The organism is Tolypothrix sp. FACHB-123 (genome assembly GCF_014697075.1).
Classification (GTDB): Bacteria; Cyanobacteriota; Cyanobacteriia; order Cyanobacteriales; family Nostocaceae; genus Aulosira.
Genome location: NZ_JACJRE010000069.1, coordinates 1 through 17,454, shown reverse-complemented (window position 1 = coordinate 17,454; position 17,454 = coordinate 1). Strand labels below are relative to the sequence as shown.

Genomic DNA, 17,454 nt, shown 5'->3' with positions numbered 1-17,454 from the left:
TGAAATACAAGGTTAGGGTCACAAAATTTTGTGGCCCCACCCTCGACGATTATCTATATCTCTAGTAAGTATTTCCCATTGCTAGTATTTTTTGCGCTGACCAGATACTTTTGATAATTTCAGGTCTTAAATGGGATTAAATATTATGTTTTCTCAGATTACAACAATTTTCCAACAGACTTTTAATTTACTTCTACAAAAGCAATACTTGTTGCCCCTAATTATTATCTTTCTGTGCTGCAAAAGTCCCTTATTAGTGAGAGCGCAAACTCAAATTAATTCTGATGGCACTCTACCTACTAACATTAATAATAACGGTGGAGGAATATATGAAATAACTGGCGGTTCCCAACCCAATAATGGTGCTAACCTGTTTCACAGCTTCCAAGATTTTTCTGTACAATCAGGAGACACAGCTCGTTTTGTCCATTCCCCAGGTATTGATAATATTATTACCCGCATCACTGGCGGATCACTTTCTCAAATTAACGGTACCATTCAAACATTAATCAACAATACTACAGATATCGGTCGTGCCAACCTGTATTTTATCAATCCCAGTGGTATAGTATTTGGCGAAAATGCCCGTTTGCATATAGGTGGTTCCTTTGTTGCTAGCACCGGAGATAAACTAAAATTTGCTGACGGAACAGAATTTAGCGCCACTAACCCTACAGCCAATCCACTGCTAACAGTTAGCGTTCCCATTGGCTTGCAATACGGTTCAAATCCCAACAGTAGCATTCATGTTAATGGTAATGGAAACAATTTATTAATTGATTTTAATTCTGGTTACGTAGACCGAAGTAACCGCCCACTGGGACTGTACAATGTCACCCAAACAGGTAAAACCATAGCTCTGTTGGGTGGAAATGTAGTATTAGATGGGGGAAATATCACGCTCCCAGAAGGAAAAGTAGAAATTTGGTCAGTTAAAAGTGGTGAAGTTGCTTTAACCAATAATCATCAACAATTACAACTTCAACCAGGACAAGGAATTAACTACGGTAACATAGAACTCAAGAATGCCGCATCTATTGATACTAGTGGTAACAGCGCAGGTAGTATTATCCTGCGAGGTGGAAATATTAGCCTGAGCAATAGTTCAGCTATTGTCACAGACACTTTGGGGAATGGTAGCTCCGGAACACTGAATGTCTTTGCTTCTGAATTTCTCAAAGTACAAGGAATAGCATCTAATCCCAATTATTGGACTAGTATATTTGCTGATGTGGCTCCAGGCGCAACTGGAAATGGTAGCAATATAGTCATTGAAACCAACACCTTGCAAGTGGCGGATGGCGGACAAATCCAAACTGCAACTTTTGGTGATGGATTTGCTGGTAATTTGAGTGTCAAAGCTAGGGAAATACAAATTATCGGTGAGTCCCCAATTGGGGCTAGTGGTATATTTTCCCCAGTCAATCCCGGCGCAACTGGTAATGGAGGTAACTTAGATATTAAAACTAATAGTTTGCGCGTGGAAGCAGGCGCTCAGGTATTTACTAGTACTTTTGGCTTGGGTAAAGCTGGAGAATTAAATATTCAGGCTGATGATATAGAAGTTACAGGCATTTCTGATTTAGGCCCTAGTATAATTGCTGCCACAGTCGAAAAAATACCTGGATTTCCCGGTTCAGGTGATGGACAGGGTGGGAGTGTGAATATTCAAACCCAAAATTTACGCCTTGTCGATGGCGGTCAAATAGCTTCGGCTACCAGGGGGTCGGGAAATGCGGGTAATTTGCAAGTTAACGCCGATAAGGTAGAGTTAGTAGGCACTAGTCAACAAAGTCGTAGTGGGTTATTTGCTAGCGCCTTTCCGGGAAATGGTGACGGGGGTAATATCATAGTCGCTGCTAATCAGTTAACTATTAGCGATGGTGCTACCATCAGCGTGAGCAATTTTCAAAGCCAAAACCGCGATACCCCAGGTACAGGAGCAGCCGGTAGTATTCAAATTAACGCCCCTTCCCTGTTGATGAACAACCAAGGGACAATTGCTGCTGATACTAATGCTGGTGATTTTGGTAACATTTCCATCGAATTGCAAAATTTGTTGATGCGTAATGGCAGTAAAATCAGTACCAATACTCTCAATAGTTCTCGTGGCGGTAATATTACTATCTCCACTGATATTTTAGTTGCCGAAGAAAATAGCGACATCACCGCCAACGCCCAAAAAGGTTTTGGTGGAGGGGTAGTAGTGAATGCTCAAGGTATTTTTGGTACTGAGTTCCGCGAACAACTGAGTTCCAAAAGTGACATTACTGCTACTTCGGAAAGGGGGCCAGAGTTTAATGGTGTGGTAAAAATCAATACACCAGATACATATCCATCCCGTGAGTTAGTCAAACTACCGACAAATGTCACTGACTCCTCAAAGCGAATTGCTACAGGTTGTGCTAAGACAGCAGAAAGCAATCGTTTCATCATTACTGGCCGGGGTGGGTTACCAGAAAATCCCGGTTATACTCTGCGGGGTCAGACTCTGTGGTACGATTTGCGGAATTTACCATCCCCAAGCCAGACAGAACGCAAACTGCAAACAACTCAAATAAGCCAGCCAGAAGTTAGCAGCAACAGAAATCAAGTAGAAGAAAGAATTGTAGAGGCGCAAACATGGGCGATCGCTCCCGATGGTCAGGTGGAATTAGTAGCGATCGCATCTGATGCAACTCCTCAATGGCAAATTTCCCATTGTCGTGTTTAGAACCCGCACAGTTATTAGGTTTGTTGATGTTTAACGGTTGATGGTTAACAGTCAACAGTCAACAGTCAACAACTTAAAGCTATTCCCAATGTCTCTAGTTTATTACTTTTCCAGACCGAGTTTGTCACCTTGCAACCTATAAGCTAATCATGGATATCGAAATAACCCAACGATATCTATCATTATTCCTTGATTGGAGTAAGACCACCTTTGTTTAATCGAAGAGAGAAAGGATTTGTGAACACTCCCTTTTACCTTTCTACTCTTCCTTTTCTTCCTAGTTAAAACTATCTAACTGACCAAAATCAAAATTGCCATCGTCCAGGATACAAACTGATGCTGGTTTTAACAGCCTAAGTACATTTGCACAAGAAAAAGAAGGTTATTCTCATGCAAAATATTCACAGCAATATCATCGCAACTTTCAATTCAGTGGAAATGCTGCCACAAATCGATGCAACAGCTTACATACACCCCTTAGCAGCTGTAATTGGTAATGTCCATCTTGGTAAAGAAGTCATGGTTGCACCAGCGGCTTCGGTACGCGGAGATGAAGGACAACCGATTTGGGTGGGTGATGATGTAAATGTTCAAGATGGTGTAGTTATCCATGCTTTAGAAACCCATGTAGAAGGTAATTTGGTACGCGAGGCGGTGGTTGAAGTTCAGGGAAGACTCTACGGTGTTTATATTAGCGATCGCGTTTCTCTCGCCCACCAATGCCAAGTACATGGCCCTGCTAAAATTGGCACTGATACTTTTATTGGGATGCAATCACTGGTTTTTAAAGCCACTGTCGGCAATAACTGTGTTTTAGAACCGAAAACTTTGGTTATGGGTGTAAACGTTCCGGATGGGCGATATGTTCCGGCTGGCTCTGTGATTAGAACTCAGGAAGCCGCCGATAATTTACCCCTGATTACTGCTGATTACCCACTGCGACATCTCAATCATGCTGTGGTAAACGTGAATATCCAGCTAGCTCATGGCTACCAAGAGAAAGCAATTATGGAAATTGCTTACAGCAACAATCAATGGACAACACAGAAGTCTGTATCTACTCAGCCTAACTATATCAACGTAGAATCTTGTCTCCTTCCCTAGAAAGCGATGTCTACGACGGGCTACGCCTACGCACTCCCGCCTGAAAAATCTAGGACTTACAGATAATACAACGAAAGTAGCGTTCATACCCTGCAAAAATTTGCTATGCGTCTACATGAATGAACGCTACACAAAAATCAGGTTTTTAGTTACATCTTGCGTAAGTCCTCAAATCAATTATTAAGGACTAGTTCAATATTATGTCAGCCTTAAATCAGCCTAGTTCTGAGAGTTCTGCACTCAATTTGATTCGCCACTGGTTAGACAATCTAGAAGTTCATAACCCCAAAGTGGCTCGGTTGTTTTGCATAATCATTCCGGCTCAGTGTCCCTTTGAGCGTAATGTCACACTCTTCAATCACGTTATCTTTCACATTCCACCTTTGTGTCATGTCAATCCTTTATATGAGCAACTGGTCGGTTTACGTTTTCGGAGTTTATCTTACCTGGCGGATATATGCGGTGAAGATATAACACCATATTGTAGATAATCAATCAGTTAAATCTGCTATAGCAATTCCGATCATCCGTGACAGAGAAAATCACTACATAATCTGTCAACAGTCAACAGCCCTCACAATAGATTGTGCAACTTAACAGCAGAATAGCTTATTGATTCCCACACCTAAGCAAAGGATGAGCCAATGTTCTTTAAATCTGAAGTGATGAAACCTTCGAGAAATAAAATTACGTCTCTCAGATCATTTAAAGGTAAATTTCACATTTATACTGGTGAGCATTTGCACTGGTTTCAAGTGATTTTTAAACTTAAATTCTCAGTAATTAAACCAATTTTGCCTTGGATAATCTTGTGTGCAGTCTATGGATTTTTAGTTTCATTGCTTTACCATTTTAAACTTTTGGCATCTATTGATTTTAGTAAAATCCTTCCTAATGTCATTGTTACTCTCAACATAGTTGTGGGTTTATTATTAGCTTTCAGAACTAATTCAGCCCATGACAGATTTTGGGAAGGGCGGAAATTATGGGGAGCATTGGTAAATACCGTTCGTAATTTAACTAGGGGAGTTTGGATTATTGTTAATGAGTATGGTGCAAAAAGTAGAGGAGAAAAAGAGGCAGCATTAAAATTAATAGTTGCTTTTTCTTATGCTATGAAGCAGCATTTACGACGAGAATCTGTCAACTCTGAGTTAAGGCCTTTATTGTCGGAATCTCAATATTTTAAGCTCCAGGAAGCCAATCATCCCCCCCTAGAAATTTCTTTCTGGATTGGCGACTTTTTACAGAGTCAGTATGAGCATAACAATCTCAATATTTTCCAGTTGAATTCTTTGCTAGAGTTGTTAGATGATTTAGTAGATATTTTAGGAGGTTGTGAGCGGATTCTCAAAACACCAACGCCTTTAATATATACCATAGTTCTGAAGATATTGCTGATAATTTATTTCCTGCTATTGCCATTAGAAATAGTTAACGGTTTACATTGGTGGACTAGCCCCACAATAGCTTTTATTAGTGCGGTTATGCTGGGAGTTGATGAAATTGGCGCTGAAATTGAGGAGCCGTTTGGACATGACCCCAATGACCTACCTTTGGATCTTATTTGTGCGACGATGCGCCGCAATACGGAAGATTTAATTAATTGTGAAAGAGAAAATTCTTCTGTAGCAATTGTACCTGTGTTGAAAAATTATGAATCTTGGCGTTCATCATGAAGTTGACCCTTTGTTCAGAGGTCGTAGGGGCTACTTAAGCCAGATAGTCGTGAATAATTGGATCATACCTGTGAAGGTGCCCCTACTGCTGGTGAGGAAATAATGGCAGGAACTTGCACCCTGAGAAAAAAGTACGGTTTTATCAGACTTTGAGCGCAACTTCCTGAGAAGAAATGCGGGTTTAGAGAAAAATTCTCCCAAAAAGCAGTTGTTCTAGATTTTTATCACGACTTTGTCACCTTTTACATTGGATACTGATTATGCCTGTGGCAAGAAATTTTGATGAAGGTGAAATGAATAGCAGTCTCCTTTACCAATCAGTTGATTCCTTACTTACTCGGAGAAATGACACTCCGCTGATTAAGGATTTTGATGCTTCCAAGCAGGTCGAGCTGTTTATTACATTAAAACAGCTTCAGTTTAGCGGTCAACTTGTGTTGACTGATGTCATAGGACGAGGATGGATTGTTTATCTGCATTGCGGTTTTATCGTCTATACCACTGGTGGAGATCATCCGGTGAGACGGTGGAAGCGGAATTCAGCAATCTATTTACCCCAGCAACCTGCTGATATTTCCGCACTACAGTACGAATTGGTGAATACAACGGCTGAATATTTTGATGCCTGTTGGCAATACCAATTATTGTGTATGTGGGTAGAACAGCAAAAAATTACCAAAGAGCAAGCAGCTAGGGTTGTTTGGTCTACGATTGTTGAAGTTTTGTTTGATATCACCCAAGCAACCCAGGTTACTTGTGAACTCAGACCAAATAAAACTCTACCGAAGAGAGTCGTACTGATTGATGCAGCGCAAGCCGTTGCAGAAGCCGATCGCCTTTGGCAAACTTGGAAGGCGGCAAAATTTGCGGATTGCTCCCCTAATAAAGCCCCTACCATTGGCCAGGGAGGAGAACTGCAACAAAAAATTTCCGCCTCTGTTTACCAAACCCTCAGCCAACTTTTACAACAACAGCAAACCCTGCGTGAAATGGCTCTTGAGACGAAGCAGGATCTAATGACTCTGACTCGTTCACTTTTGCCCTATATTCAGTTGGGCTTGGTGGAATTGAAAACTATTGCTGACCTACCAGCACCCATGTTTTCATCATCAACGTCATTAGAGACTAAAGAACCTATTATTGCCTGTTTAGATGACAATCCTTGGGTTAGCCAAGAGATGGAAAAGATTCTGACAGCTGCAAACTATCGATTTGTTGGTCTGAACGATCCGTTGCGGGCGATCGGTGTTTTATTAGCACTGAAGCCAGATCTGATCTTTCTCGATTTGATGATGCCTAATACAAATGGGTATGAAATTTGCAGCAAGTTGCGTAAACTTTCTTGCTTCCGCCATACGCCAATTATTATTTTGACGGGAAATGATGGCGTAATTGATCGAGTCAGAGCGAAGATGGTTGGTTCTTCAGATTTTCTCAGTAAAGAAACAGTTAATACTCAACAAGTCATAGGTGTAATCAATAAGCACCTGAGACAGATTCATTTGACTTGAAATCATAATTGGAAAATTTGATGCGTTTTTTATCGTACATTCAAGGGTTTAAATCCCAGACTGAAAATGTCTTTAATTTTGAATTTTGTTAGCGCAGCGGTAGCGAGTCCTTGAGCGTCATTTTGAATTTTGAATTGTTAATGGAGTACATCTATCTATGACTATTACTTTAGCTACTGAAGATACTTTCAGTGATCAAACTAATCAAACAGTTGCTTTAGTAGTTGATGATTCCCCATCTGCGCGGGAAGCGATCGCACAGTATTTGCTGCAATTTGGGTTTCGTGTTTTGTTTGCCAGTAATGCCGGAGAAGCAATACAACAAATCAGTAAAAATAGACCAAATATTATACTCCTAGATGTTGTCTTACCCGATCGCAGTGGTTTTGCTCTTTGTCGGGACTTAAAGGCAAAAATTGAAACAACTAACATCCCCATTATTCTCTGTTCTATCAAAAAAACCAATGCAGATAAATTCTGGGGATTAAAACAGGGAGCAAATGCTTACTTATGTAAACCAATTGCTGAGTTTGAACTACTCAGCGCTATCAATAATTGTTTAGGTGTCAAGTCTGACATTTGAGGAAATACCTATGGCGTTTGACTCTTTAACAGATTCAACAACAGTTTTATCTTCTACTATAGCTAGCAAGCAGTTTTTACGGTTCCAGCTTGTTCCTCAGACAACATTATTACTACCAATTTCTCAGCTAGTTGAAGTGTTGACGATCGCTGTTGATCGGATTACGCCCATTCCTCAACTTCCGGCTTGGGTAATGGGGGCTTATAACTGGCGGGGTGAGGTACTGTGGATGGTTGATTTGGCTCATCTCATCGGGTTCACTCCTTGGTATCAACAAGGTATAAGTACAACCTGTACGGTAATTGTGCTACGTGCTGGCTCGATGAGTACCTTAAACAACAGTGCTGAGAACCAGATGATCGGGCTAGTAATTAATCGCGCAGAAATGATGGAGTGGTGCGATCGCGCCATGCTTCAACCGCCGTCGTCTGATGTCATCACTCCTGAGTTAATACCATTTGTGAGCGGATACCAATTGAAATCTAATGGTGAACGCTTGGCTGTTTTGGATGATCAAGTCATTATTACCGCCATATCCCAGTCAAACTAATTCGTAATTCGTAATTCGTAATTCGTAATTAATTTTCTGGGCTTCAGACGACTGCAAATAACTGCTTAGTTTTCCATTAGGTAAATTCCATGACTTTGAATCCTCTGAGGTCTTTGATGGCTCACTCTGAAAATTCCAAGACCAGTAGAAATTTATTCAAAACTCAACAGCTGATTAACCAATGGGGAAAAGCTTTGAGTCTATCCATCTTGAGTTTACCCAAGAGTTTGCCCAGAAAAGTCACACTTTTGGCGGTAGCGATTGGTGTGATTCCCATCGCCACAGTTGGGAGTATGGCTTATACTTTGGCAAGTCGCTCAATCACAGCACAAATCTTTGCAGAGCAAGAAAGCCGGATCATTGGTTTGCGAAGCGGACTTAGCATCACCATTAATCAGTTTGTCGAAGATGCGGAAGCGATCGCTAAGTCACCCCTAATTACAGATTTACAACAATTAAACACAACGATTTCGGAATTACCTTGGCAAACAAACTCACAATTAAGTACCCCAATTACCTCAGAGCAAAAGGTCAGCACATTAGATAATTTTATTGAGACTAATAACGGCAAATACGATGGTGTGGCTATCATTGACAGCACGGGTAAATTGCTATTTCAATCCCATTCCTCACGCTCTTTTAAGAGTCATGAAAACTATAGTGAGCAAAAGCATTTTCAGCGTGCATTTTCAACTCAGTCTGTAGCTATTAGTGACCCCAAAAATACTGTATCAATAGGCAGAAGTCACTTAGAAGTTGCGGCACCAATTAAACATCCGGGAACAGGTGAAGTAATTGGCGTGGTTCTGCTGCAAATGTCATCAGACCATCTAGGGCAAATATTCAAATATATTCAAGATAATAGTTGGGAATATCAAATAGTTAGTCCGGAAGGACAGATTTTTGCTGCTGCTGAAGCAGATTTGATCGGTAACTTTGCTAAAGACGATTATCAGGGATTGACCCAACCTTGGTCAGAGATATTGCAACATCTCAAGGAGAAGTCGGTACTGACTAATGTAGCCATAGATAAGAATGATCACGAACAAGTCCTAGTCACCTTTGCTAGTATGCCAGGGTTAAAGGGAGTACCAGAGCCGGGATGGGTAGTAGGTATAGCTCGTCCTACCGCCGAAACTTTTGCACCGTTAAGGACGCTGCGCCAAATTCTCTTTATGGGAATGGCGATCGCCGCTCTCATGGTGGGAATCATTGCAGCTATCCTCGCCAAACGAGCTACCCGCTCTCTGCGAGATGCAACCTCAGTTGTGGAAAAAATGGGGCTAGGAACATCTCATACCCGGTTGACTGTGGAAGGAGAAGATGAATTAGCTGTGTTATGTACCACCATCAATAATATGGCGGAACAAATCCAGGGTTTTATACAGGAAAAGGAACTCTTGCAAACAAGGGTACTAGAGTTACTGGTGGAAGTAGAACCGGTTAGTCAAGGTGATTTAACAATCTACGCCAATGTTACAGACGATGAAGTGGGTACAATTGCAGACTCTTATAACTATGTAATTGAGAACTTGCGGAAGATTGTCACTCAAGTCAAAACTGCAACTAACCAAGTAGAAGCAACAGCCAACCACAGTGAAAGTTTGACTAAAACATTAGTCAAAGGTGCTGTGCAACAGTCCAAGAAAATTACAGCCGCCATCCAGCACATTCAGGTAATGGATCGCTCAATCCAGGCGATCGCCACCAACGCTAAAGCCGCAGAAGCCACAGTTCAACAAGCGACTGCAACCGTCGAAATGGAAAATGAACTGATGAATTTAACGGTAGAGGGCATTGGAGCAATTCGCGAAACAGTAGCAGCAACAACGAAAAAAGTCAAGCATTTAGGCGAATCTTCCCAAAAAATCTTTACAGTCGTCAATTTAATTAAGAATTTTGCCGAGCAAACCAATGTTCTAGCCCTGAATGCATCCCTAGAAGCGGCTCGCGCTGGGGAACAAGGGCGCGGCTTTGCGATCGTGGCTGACGAAATCCGAGAGCTAGCCCAGCAATCAGCAAAAGCTACGGATGATATTGAAAAGCTAATATCCAGCATTCAGAGGGCAACTAGTGAGGTAGTAACGGCAATGGATGTAGGTACAGAACAGGTTGTATCGGGAAGCAAATTAGTAGATGAAACCCGTTTAGGCTTGAATCAAATCGTCACAGCCAATGCGCAGATTTATCGAGTGGTGGAAGCGATCGCTCAAGCAACAGTTGAGCAAGCGCAAAACTCGGAGATTGTCACCCAAGCGATGGCAGAAGTTGCAACCATTGCCCAACACACAGCCACCTCCGCCACTAATGTATCGGCTTCCTTCGAGAAACTGATCGCTGTCGCCAAAGTGTTGCAAGGAAATGTTAGTCAATTTAAGGTGCATTAAATTGTTGATGGTTGATGGTTGACGGTTGACGGTTGACGGGGAAAAAAGACAGGGTTTAGTACCTCTGCGCAAAAGTCAAAATTAAGACAGAGTAAGCATTTTGTTCGTTGACAATGGGTGGTTTAGTTATGCCGTGCTTTACTAGTCCCTCACCCCTAGTTTAGATGGCTCACCAAGGAGTAGATTATGTTGATGTCTCGCGATGTTCATGACCAAACTTATCAATTTTTCATTGAAGAAGTCCCTGAACTCCTGCAAGTGATCGAAACAGGGTTACTCACATTGAGATCTGAACGTAGTTCTCACAAACTCCATGAATTAATGCGAGCCGCTCATTCCCTCAAAGGTGGTGCTGCAATTGTGGGACTTGATGGTATTACGGCGATCGCTCATCGACTAGAGGACATTTTTCGGGCACTCTACGATGAGACTATAGAAATTGATGCCAGTCTGGAAGTTTTACTGCTACAAGCCTATGATTGTCTACGAGTTCCCCTAACAGAGCAAATTACAACTGGCAACTTTGACCTAGAGTCAGCCATCATCACTTCTGATCCTATATTTACTAACATAGAAAAAAAACTCCCAGATGCACTGGCTCGGGTTAACTACTATATACCTGATTCTGCGGATCTGAATGTTGACATTGTTGCATCAGTTTTTCAGGTGGATGTAGCTCATTGTTTAGAGCGTCTGACAGCTACAATTGCTGCTAAACCGGCAAATCATGAAATGGCGGCAGAATTACGTTTACAAACGGAACTTTTTGCCAGATTTGCTGATTTTTTAGAGCTTCCAGGTTTGAAAACTATCGCCGAAACCACTTTAGCAGCCCTAGCCGCTCACCCCGATCGAGCGCTACACATCAGCCAATTGGCACTTGCTGATTTTACCTCCAGTAGAAAGGCTGTGCTTGCAGGCGATCGCACCGAAGGTGGTAGTCCCTCAGATGCTCTCACCGCCTTGGCGGCAAACACTGTCAGCGATGTAGCACCGCTAAGTATATTTAACCCAGCGATCGCTTCCCTCAACTCTCAAGAACCTCTCTCCCTTTCCTTAGAAGAGTTATTAAGTGGGAGACAATCTGTGACAGCTGCACAAGGAAGCGATCGCAGTCCAGTTTTTCTGTTTGAAACTGATATAGAAGCTCTAGCCTCAGAATCACCAACTCAGATTATTTCTGATACCGCAGCAGTAGAACAATTACTACCCCAGCTAAATCTGGTTAACCATAATCCTAACAGCTCTATTATCGCTGACGAGATCACAGAGTTTACTCCCCAGCAGGAATTTCAGATTCACAAACAGGCTCCGGAGCATCTTTCCACCCCATCGGCTAATATTTCAGTTCGGGTTGACCTCGCTCGCTTAGATCGGATGAATAATCTCTTGGGCGAATTAACGATTAACCGCAATATGTTTGCCCTTGAGAATGAACAAGTTCAGGAAGCTATTGAAGAATTACTTCGTCGTTTTGATCGCTTTCAAGAAGTCATCGAGGAGATACAAAATTTATCACACACGATGTCGATCGCTTCAGAATCTGCCCAATACCCAGTGTCCAATAAGGCGGGGTGGCTGTCGTCCTTCTCCACCCACGGTTCAGAGTCTCCCGTCGCTTTCAATCAATCCCTAGATTCTGAACATAGTCTTTCTGTATCTGGTTTTGAGCTATCGCCTTCTGGGTTCTCCTTAGCGGAATTTGATACTTTAGAAATGGATCGCTACGGAACTGCGCATTCCTTACTACAGGGAGTTTTAGAAGAAGTTGCCCAGCTTAGAGAAGCAGTAGATGATATTGCCTTATTTAGTGGACGCTCAAATCGAACAATTCGACAGGAGCGGCAAATGCTCTCTCAACTCCGGAATGAACTGATGTGGTCGCGGATGTTACCGATTGGTAACGTACTCAATCGTTTTCCTAGAGTCTTGCGGGATTTATCTCATACTTATAACAAACCTGTCAACTTGAAATTAATCGGCACAGAAGTACAGGTAGAAAAAGCCATTGTAGAAAAGCTCTATGACCCACTTTTGCATTTACTTCGCAATGCCTTTGATCATGGGATCGAGCCAACCGATATTCGCCGTCAACAAGGAAAATCAACCCCAGGGGAAATTGAAATTCGCGCCTATCATCAGGGTAACCAAACTGTTGTGGAGGTACGGGATGATGGTCAAGGAGTGAATTTAGAACGCATTTGCGATCGCGCGATCGCAAATGGCTTATTATTACCAGAACAATTGGCAGTAACTTCTACAGCAGAGTTAATTAACCTGATATTTGAGCCTGGTTTTTCTACCGCCAGTCGGGTGAGCGAACTTTCTGGGCGGGGAGTCGGCCTAGATGTGGTGCGAGCAGAGCTACAATCCTTGAAAGGCAGCATCACCATGACCTCCTCTCCCGGACAAGGTACAACCTTTACTTTACGCTTGCCATTTACATTGACGGTAGCAAAATTACTAGTTTGCTCAGTAAATTCCACAATTATAGCCTTACCAATTGACAGCATTACCAGGATTATCAATTCTGAAGCAGCGCAGACACAACAAATTGGCAGTCAGCAATTTTTCACTTGGCAAGAGCAGTCTATTCCTGTTTATCGATTAGCTAGTATTTTAGAATACAACTGTCAACTGCCGGATAAACTGTCTAACAGTAGTGCGATCGCTACTTCCGCAAAAGAAAACAAGACTCCACCCCTGCTGTTAATCCGTCGAGAGCAGGAGATGTTTGCACTAGAAGTTGACTACATAGCCAGTGAGCAAGAACTGGTGATCAAACCCTTTGGCGCAATGATCGCCCCTCCCAACTATATTTCTGGTTGTACCATCCTGGGAAGTGGCAATCTAATTCCCGTGATTAATGGGGTGATGTTGCTAGAAGAGTTTTTGGCGCAAAGCAAAACTACCATAGCTGCTGAGTCGTTAGCCACTTATCAACATTTGTCTGCCCAAACAAGTTTAGCTCCTAACGTGGCACACACAATGCCGACAGTGCTTGTGATTGATGACTCTGCTACTGCTAGACAAGCTTTGGTGTTCACTTTAGAGAAAGCTGGTTATCGAGTTTTGTCAGCACGGGATGGATGGGAAGCGATCGAACAACTGCAACACGGTTCAATCAGAGTACAACTGATAATTTCTGATGTTGAAATGCCAAATATGAATGGATTTGAGTTTCTAGAATATTGTCGCCAAGATCCTGAACTCGCAAAAATACCTGTAGCAATGTTGACAACTCGCGGTAATAATAAACATCGCAATTTAGCAATACACCTGGGTGCTAGCGCTTACTTCACCAAGCCTTACATAGAGTTAGATCTACTATCGGCATTAAGCAAAATAGTCAACAGTCAATAGTCAATAGTCAACACTTTGACAGGCTCAGTGCGGGGCAGTCAACAGTCAACAGTCAACAGTCAACAATCAACAATCAACAATCAACAATAATTAGGATTATATTATGTCTTCTAATTCTTTGAAGAGACAGTTAGAGTCATTTGGCCGGATCAAAGACCGCTTTCTAGGAACACCAGAACAATCGTTAGAGCAGGCGTATCAGGCTGCCTTAAAAATCGAATTCATCGAAGGGCGATACTTCAATGGTGAAAAAATACGTAATAATAGTCACATTGACTTTCCCCAGGAAGATTTTGAGAAAAATTTGGACATTCTTCAACAAAGAATGAAAGAATTCAATGGGAGCAGATCTACACTCAGTAACCTGGGACAAGATCACTTGATGAGGCTGATATTTGTCGAGGGAATTTTAGCCAAATATAATCACGATGCAGACAATTCTAGTCTAGCTAATATCCCATCCCCAAGTTCTAGCGCCGTTGTTAAACAAAACTCATATTCACCTGCTGTAAATATCATTGAAGTTAAAGACGTTAAATCTGTCCCCGCCAATAAGAGAAAAAAACAAACTTCAGAATCTCACGCACATGCTGAGTCAGATAATGGTAAGTCAGGAGTGCTGCCAAGGTCAATCAAGAAGACCCTCGATAAGGTTAAAAACGATCTAAATCCTGGAGCAGAAGAAGAAATAGTTAATGCGTATCGCCGCTCTAGAGCAATAACTGTGATTGGTCTAAGGCTTTTGGCATTGTTAATTATTGTCCCCCTATTGACACAACAAATATCTAAAAATTTATTAATTCTGCCAATGGTAGAAAAGTATAGGGTAGGAGAAGAATCCCAAGTCTTTTTGAATTCGGAGATGAAGGAAGAAGCCTTGAAAGAACTCAACACCTATCGCGAAGAACTCGAATTGGAAAGCTTGATTGGTACTGCTCCTAAGATAGAGGCGGAAGCTATGGAGGAGAAAGTTAAACATAAAGCAGTTGAACTGACAGAGGAATTTCGTAATAAGAGTAATAGTGCTGTCAGCAACGTTTTTGCAGATATAGTGGCGCTTGTAGCTTTTACCTTAGTACTGTTGTTTAGACGACAAGATATTGCTGTCCTCAAATCCTTCATTGATAATATTGTCACAGGTCTGAGCGACAGCGCCAAATCTTTTGCCATCATCTTAACTACCGACATATTTGTTGGTTTCCACTCACCTCATGGATGGGAAGTTTTACTCGAAGGCTTGTCAGCACATTTAGGAATTGCAGCTAATAAAAGTGCAATCTCTTTGTTTATCGCTACCGTTCCAGTTGTCGCTGACACAATGATTAAATATTGGATCTTCCGATCGCTCAGTCGGATGTCTCCTTCAACCGTAGCTACCTTGAAGGAAATGGACGATTAATATCAATATCTTTTTCACTGAAAAACTCATGATTAAGACTGCCATTTGGTAGGAATTGAGGAGATACTTACAATCCAAAATTGTCAAATCCACCAGGTATTTATCATGTTTGTCACTTCATTAATTACCTTCGCACTGAGTACGGTTTCTTTTCACATTAGTGCAAAGCTTACGGATGATATAGAGCGGTTATTAGTGAGATTAATCGCCCTGTGCTTACTTTTGGCTAGTCTGGCTTTTGCACCTTTGTCAATCCAACTGCTAATTGTCATTGTTTTGCTAATTACGGCAAAAAAGACTCATAAATTGAACCCAGACAACTCAGTACTTGATACAACTAGAAAATCGAGATAACAAATATGATCGAGACAATTTTGGATTTTAGATTTTGGATTAAATCTAAATCTAGAATCCAAAAAATGCTGAAATTGCGATCGCCAATATTTGGTTTACTCAAATCATCTTTACCTCTAATGTCCTGACACAGTTTTTGCTACACAACCCTGTGAATCTTGTTGGAGATAGTAGCCCATACCATAAGCTGTGGCGATAAAATCATCAGGTACACCAACTGTTTTTAGTTTCTGTCTCAAACGTTTCACAAGAGCCTTGACAGCATCTTCCTCTGGAGGATCTTCAAAAGACCAAAGGTTTTCTAAAATTTCACCGCGACTGATCACACAACCATTACGACGCAGAAGAAGTTCTAATAAACGGTACTCTTTAGGTGTAAGATGTATAGGCTGACCTTTATAAGTAACCTGACACATATTAGGATCAAGTTGCAAATTTTCCCATTCAATCACAGGGGATAAAACATTATTTCCCCGGCGCAACAAAGCGCGAATGCGAGCGGATAATTCTTGTATCTTATATGGTTTAACTACATAGTCATCGGCACCTGCATCTAGCCCTGCAACTAAATCAACCGTGGTATCTCGCGCAGTCAAAAAGAGGATTGGCATTTGATAGCCTTGAGAGCGTAATTGCCGACAAAGGGTAAGACCATCAAGCTTTGGTAGCATCAGATCTAGCAATAGCAGATCATAAGTAAAACTCTTGACAAATTCCCAGCCTTTTTCACCATCAGTAGCTATATCAACAATATAGTGTTGAGTAGTCAGAGCTTGTGCAAGTAACTCAGCAATGCGCTGATCATCTTCTGCTAACAAAATCCTCATAATCAACTATCTCCTTTAGTAACAGCATTGTCGCAGTTGCAGATGCACGTTTTCAAGGTTGGGCTTCAACTAATTTTTTATGTAATCGAAAGTTGCTCCTTTAGTTTATTGTTGTTTTAAAGATTGTGGGCTGATAAAAATCACGCTCTTACTACATATTATGTAATTTTTTGGCGTTGGATTAAGTATTTCTCTCATTCTAGTGAAAAATTTATCACTGTTTCAAAGCATAACATTTAGAACACATCGTGATGGCTGCGAATTAAAATTTGCATCCTAGTTATAAAAATAATTTATAAAATCTGCGTTTTTTCTTGTTTAACTTCATTTGATTTCACTAAAAATCATGACACTCTATAATTCTTAATTAAAAAATAATTATTTTTAGTAGACAGAAAAGTTATCTAGTTGCTCTGGATTGGTGACTAGATTTAGCTTATTTTGAAACATATATCCTTTTGAATAAAGTTTCCTGAAAACTCACTGAGTTTTTAGTTATAAGTAAAGTTAATGAATAGGTTGGTGTCAGTCTGCGAGAAAAATTCAATGTTTGTGAATAAATACTTACGTTTTGCGATCGCAGATGGGTCTTGATATTTTCTGATTATGGCTTTTTGTTACTAGTTTGTCACCTAATCAGACTTAATGTGTAAGAGAGTGTAGTACTTGAGAATCTGCTCTTAACCTACTCTGCTGTCAAACTCATGAGCTTGACAGCTTCTCTTGAATACGCAGGATACACAGCTACAGGGCGATCGCTCATCTTTCTGTTGGCAAAAACTCAGCTTCTGAGTTCGCATCTACCAGTAAAATGTAATACATGCTATACAAATTTACACAATGGTGGAAGCAAAGCTAGTTAAGCAAGAAAACAAATTAATTGTGGTTCTTTAGTACTTGTTATGCTAAACTAACAATCAAAATGCCAGTTTAACAAGCATCTAATTCGGAAGTTTTCAAAGTTTCTAAATCCATAAGCCGAGC

11 protein-coding genes are annotated in these 17,454 nt (G+C 41.2%); 10 read left to right on the top strand and 1 reads right to left on the bottom strand.

Annotation, left to right across the window (positions count from 1 at the left end):
* Positions 1 to 145 precede the first annotated feature (145 nt).
* The 10 genes from H6G41_RS29090 (at position 146) to H6G41_RS29045 (ending at position 15,289) form a co-directional block, all read left to right on the top strand.
* Positions 146 to 2,713 carry an S-layer family protein gene (locus H6G41_RS29090; protein ID WP_190751156.1) on the top strand — a complete coding sequence of 856 codons (2,568 nt, stop codon included), beginning with the start codon at positions 146 to 148 and terminating at the stop codon, positions 2,711 to 2,713.
* A gap of 390 nt (positions 2,714 to 3,103) precedes the next feature.
* Positions 3,104 to 3,817 (top strand): carbonic anhydrase, encoded by a 714-nt coding sequence (locus H6G41_RS29085; protein WP_242038096.1) that lies wholly within the window; start codon positions 3,104 to 3,106, stop codon positions 3,815 to 3,817.
* Between the two features lie 200 nt (positions 3,818 to 4,017).
* A complete protein-coding gene (locus H6G41_RS29080; protein WP_190751155.1) occupies positions 4,018 to 4,308 on the top strand; it encodes a Mo-dependent nitrogenase C-terminal domain-containing protein in 291 nt (96 codons plus the stop codon).
* Between the two features lie 249 nt (positions 4,309 to 4,557).
* A complete protein-coding gene (locus tag H6G41_RS29075) occupies positions 4,558 to 5,496 on the top strand; it encodes a bestrophin family protein (protein ID WP_374939448.1) in 939 nt (312 codons plus the stop codon).
* 260 nt (positions 5,497 to 5,756) lie between these two features.
* Positions 5,757 to 7,007 carry a response regulator gene (locus tag H6G41_RS29070; RefSeq protein WP_242038095.1) on the top strand — a complete coding sequence of 417 codons (1,251 nt, stop codon included), beginning with the start codon at positions 5,757 to 5,759 and terminating at the stop codon, positions 7,005 to 7,007.
* A 157-nt stretch (positions 7,008 to 7,164) separates the two neighbouring features.
* The gene (locus H6G41_RS29065; protein ID WP_190751154.1) at positions 7,165 to 7,590 is read left to right on the top strand and encodes a response regulator transcription factor; all 426 of its coding nucleotides are present in this window, start codon (positions 7,165 to 7,167) and stop codon (positions 7,588 to 7,590) included.
* A gap of 10 nt (positions 7,591 to 7,600) precedes the next feature.
* Positions 7,601 to 8,140 (top strand): chemotaxis protein CheW, encoded by a 540-nt coding sequence (locus H6G41_RS29060; protein WP_190751153.1) that lies wholly within the window; start codon positions 7,601 to 7,603, stop codon positions 8,138 to 8,140.
* An 89-nt stretch (positions 8,141 to 8,229) separates the two neighbouring features.
* Positions 8,230 to 10,527, top strand: coding sequence for a methyl-accepting chemotaxis protein (locus H6G41_RS29055; RefSeq protein ID WP_190751152.1), 2,298 nt, complete (start codon positions 8,230 to 8,232; stop codon positions 10,525 to 10,527).
* 186 nt (positions 10,528 to 10,713) lie between these two features.
* Complete coding sequence (locus H6G41_RS29050; protein ID WP_242038094.1) at positions 10,714 to 13,890, top strand: hybrid sensor histidine kinase/response regulator; 3,177 nt, start codon at positions 10,714 to 10,716, stop codon at positions 13,888 to 13,890.
* A gap of 103 nt (positions 13,891 to 13,993) precedes the next feature.
* A complete protein-coding gene (locus tag H6G41_RS29045; protein WP_190751150.1) occupies positions 13,994 to 15,289 on the top strand; it encodes a proton extrusion protein PcxA in 1,296 nt (431 codons plus the stop codon).
* A 470-nt stretch (positions 15,290 to 15,759) separates the two neighbouring features.
* Here the strand turns inward: H6G41_RS29045 and H6G41_RS29040 are convergent, their stop codons facing one another.
* Complete coding sequence (locus tag H6G41_RS29040) at positions 15,760 to 16,470, bottom strand: response regulator transcription factor (RefSeq protein WP_190751149.1); 711 nt, start codon at positions 16,468 to 16,470, stop codon at positions 15,760 to 15,762.
* Positions 16,471 to 17,454: the final 984 nt, after the last annotated feature.

Excerpts from the sequence above, each read along its gene's own strand:
- H6G41_RS29040 (WP_190751149.1), bottom strand. The coding sequence starts at position 16,470 with ATGAGGATTTTGTTAGCAGAAGATGATCAGCGCATTGCTGAGTTACTT.
- H6G41_RS29070 (WP_242038095.1), top strand. The coding sequence starts at position 5,757 with ATGCCTGTGGCAAGAAATTTTGATGAAGGTGAAATGAATAGCAGTCTC.
- H6G41_RS29045 (WP_190751150.1), top strand. The coding sequence starts at position 13,994 with ATGTCTTCTAATTCTTTGAAGAGACAGTTAGAGTCATTTGGCCGGATC.
- H6G41_RS29050 (WP_242038094.1), top strand. The coding sequence starts at position 10,714 with ATGTTGATGTCTCGCGATGTTCATGACCAAACTTATCAATTTTTCATT.
- H6G41_RS29090 (WP_190751156.1), top strand. The coding sequence starts at position 146 with ATGTTTTCTCAGATTACAACAATTTTCCAACAGACTTTTAATTTACTT.
- H6G41_RS29055 (WP_190751152.1), top strand. The coding sequence starts at position 8,230 with ATGACTTTGAATCCTCTGAGGTCTTTGATGGCTCACTCTGAAAATTCC.
- H6G41_RS29080 (WP_190751155.1), top strand. The coding sequence starts at position 4,018 with ATGTCAGCCTTAAATCAGCCTAGTTCTGAGAGTTCTGCACTCAATTTG.
- H6G41_RS29085 (WP_242038096.1), top strand. The coding sequence starts at position 3,104 with ATGCAAAATATTCACAGCAATATCATCGCAACTTTCAATTCAGTGGAA.
- H6G41_RS29065 (WP_190751154.1), top strand. The coding sequence starts at position 7,165 with ATGACTATTACTTTAGCTACTGAAGATACTTTCAGTGATCAAACTAAT.
- H6G41_RS29060 (WP_190751153.1), top strand. The coding sequence starts at position 7,601 with ATGGCGTTTGACTCTTTAACAGATTCAACAACAGTTTTATCTTCTACT.